The organism is Halorubrum tibetense (assembly GCF_042661865.1).
GTDB lineage: Archaea > Halobacteriota > Halobacteria > Halobacteriales > Haloferacaceae > Halorubrum > Halorubrum tibetense.
The window spans coordinates 1-1,917 of the sequence record NZ_JBHSWW010000377.1 but is presented as its reverse complement, the minus strand read 5'-3'; the positions used below and the strand labels follow the sequence as shown (position 1 = coordinate 1,917).

The 1,917-nt window shown below is 69.0% G+C and carries 1 protein-coding gene and 2 tRNA genes; 2 read left to right on the top strand and 1 reads right to left on the bottom strand.

Going from position 1 to position 1,917, the window contains the following annotated elements; genetic code table 11:
• On the bottom strand, positions 1-1,253 hold a 1,253-nt coding region (gene cca / locus ACFQEU_RS15240), incomplete at its 3' end, for a CCA tRNA nucleotidyltransferase (RefSeq protein ID WP_379783531.1).
• A 128-nt stretch (positions 1,254-1,381) separates the two neighbouring features.
• On the opposite strand from cca, the gene ACFQEU_RS15235 reads away from it, so the two are divergent.
• Both ACFQEU_RS15235 and ACFQEU_RS15230 read left to right on the top strand, forming a co-directional pair.
• Positions 1,382-1,454, top strand: a tRNA-Asn gene (locus ACFQEU_RS15235).
• A gap of 148 nt (positions 1,455-1,602) precedes the next feature.
• A tRNA-Ile gene (locus tag ACFQEU_RS15230) sits at positions 1,603-1,678 on the top strand.
• Positions 1,679-1,917 lie beyond the last annotated feature (239 nt).

Below are 1,917 nucleotides of genomic sequence, written 5' to 3'. Positions count from 1 at the left end.
GCGCCGAGCGCGACGTCGGCCGCCGCGTCGCTCTCGAGGTAGCCGCGAACCGTGGTGAACTCGCGCTCCCGCTCGACGACGTATCGGTCGCCGTCGATAAACGGGCCGTACGTGTCGGGGTCGACGTCGTCCGCGTACGACTCGTAGAAGTCCGCGGCGTGTTTCCGGACGGCGACCGGCGGCCCCTCGTGGCGGACCACCGCCGGGCGAGTCGCCGTCTCGACTTCGGCGTACAGCGCCGCTCGGTCGCCCTCGTCGTCGACCATCGCCTGTTCGCGCAGGACGTCGAACCCGCGGTCGTTCAGCCCGCGGACGACCCCGTCGAGCGATCGGCGGAGCTGGGGCCACAGCTGGTCGTCGACCAGATCGGGGGCGTCGAAGACGACCGCCACGGGAACCGCCGCTCGCCGATCGAGGTGATCGCGCACTTCGGCGGCGGTGAGCGGCTCGTACTCCGGCGGGCGGAACAGCGACTCGCGGGGGTTCGCGAGCAGGTCGCGGGCGTAGTGTTGGAACCGCGCGAGGTTCGCGGCCGACAGCACCGCCGCCACGTTCCGAGTCGGATCGGTCGGATCGACGACGACGAGGGCGTCGTCGAACGTCCGCTCGGCGTGCCCCTCGGGGTCGAACTCCATCGGAGGGTGCCAGCTGCGCGCGGACTCGACGAGGGGGACGAACCCGCCGAGCTCCGCGACGAGCAGCTCCGTCAGATAGCCGGAGAACCCCTCGGTCCGGAGGTCGCTCCCGTACGCGCCGATCCCCTTGAGGAACGCCTTCGCGAGGACCACGTCGGCCGCGAGCTCGTCGTCGAGCCGCTCGGTGAGGTACGCGTCGTGGAACGGCGTGCGGTCGACCGCGGAGACCAGATCGCTCGCGGCGTCGACGTCGTGACAGGGGACGAGGTCGACGTCGAACCCGTCGTACACCCCTTTCACGTACGGGTGTTCGGCGTATTCCTCGTGGCCGTCCGGGAGGACCGCGTGACCGACCGCGAGGCCGTACTCCTCCAACTCCGCGCGGTCGAGGTCGGCAGGGAACCGGACGAACAGGTCGATGTCGCGGTCGCCGGAGACCCACGTCCCGCGGGCCGTCGACCCCACCTGAACCACGTCTGCCTCTACCGGGAGCTCGTCGATCGCCTCGCGGGTCCGGTCGGTGAGCGTGGCGGCGGTCGCCCGCAACCGGTCGCGTTCCTCGGGGTCGGGGAGGACGCGTTCGCGGACGCGCGACAGCACGGCGTCGAGTTCGGCCATGGTCGGCGTTCTCGCGGTCCGGCCGAAAGCGTGTCGGTCGGGGGGCCACTCCGGGCTGAAACGACGGACCTTCCGAAGTCGGGCGGAAACGAAAGCCCTATCAAAACCAGTCGAGTACTGCGAAACGAGCCGAAGTAGCTCAGTTGGTAGAGCGCCTCGCTGTTAACGAGGCGGTCCCAGGTTCGAGTCCTGGCTTCGGCGCCTCCTCTTACGTCGCCATAGTCACGGACGCATCGTTCCTGACCGCGATCCAGTACGACGACCGTCGGCAGGCGCCACTGCGTCCGGCGGACGGCCCCGGGGAATGCGGTAGGCTAAAGAACGTCCCTCGTTTATCCGGGGTCGTGGCGGGCCTTTAGCTTAGTCTGGCTCAAAGCCCTCCGCTCATAACGGAGTGATCGCCGGTTCAAATCCGGCAAGGCCCACTCTCGAACCCGATAGGCGACCGGCGTCGCTATTTATAAGCGATTTCGGGCGTGGATATCGCACACGGGCTGTGGCGAGATGGGATAGAAGTGATCGGGAGCGACGCTGACGGGTATTTATACCAACTCGTGGGGTGGCGTGCGCCGGTGAGCGCCCGGAGGGCGCGAACCGTCCGCACGAGGGAGTCGGCGGCGGCCGAGCGGAGCGAGGCCGACGACGACGAGGCTGGGGAGGCGTG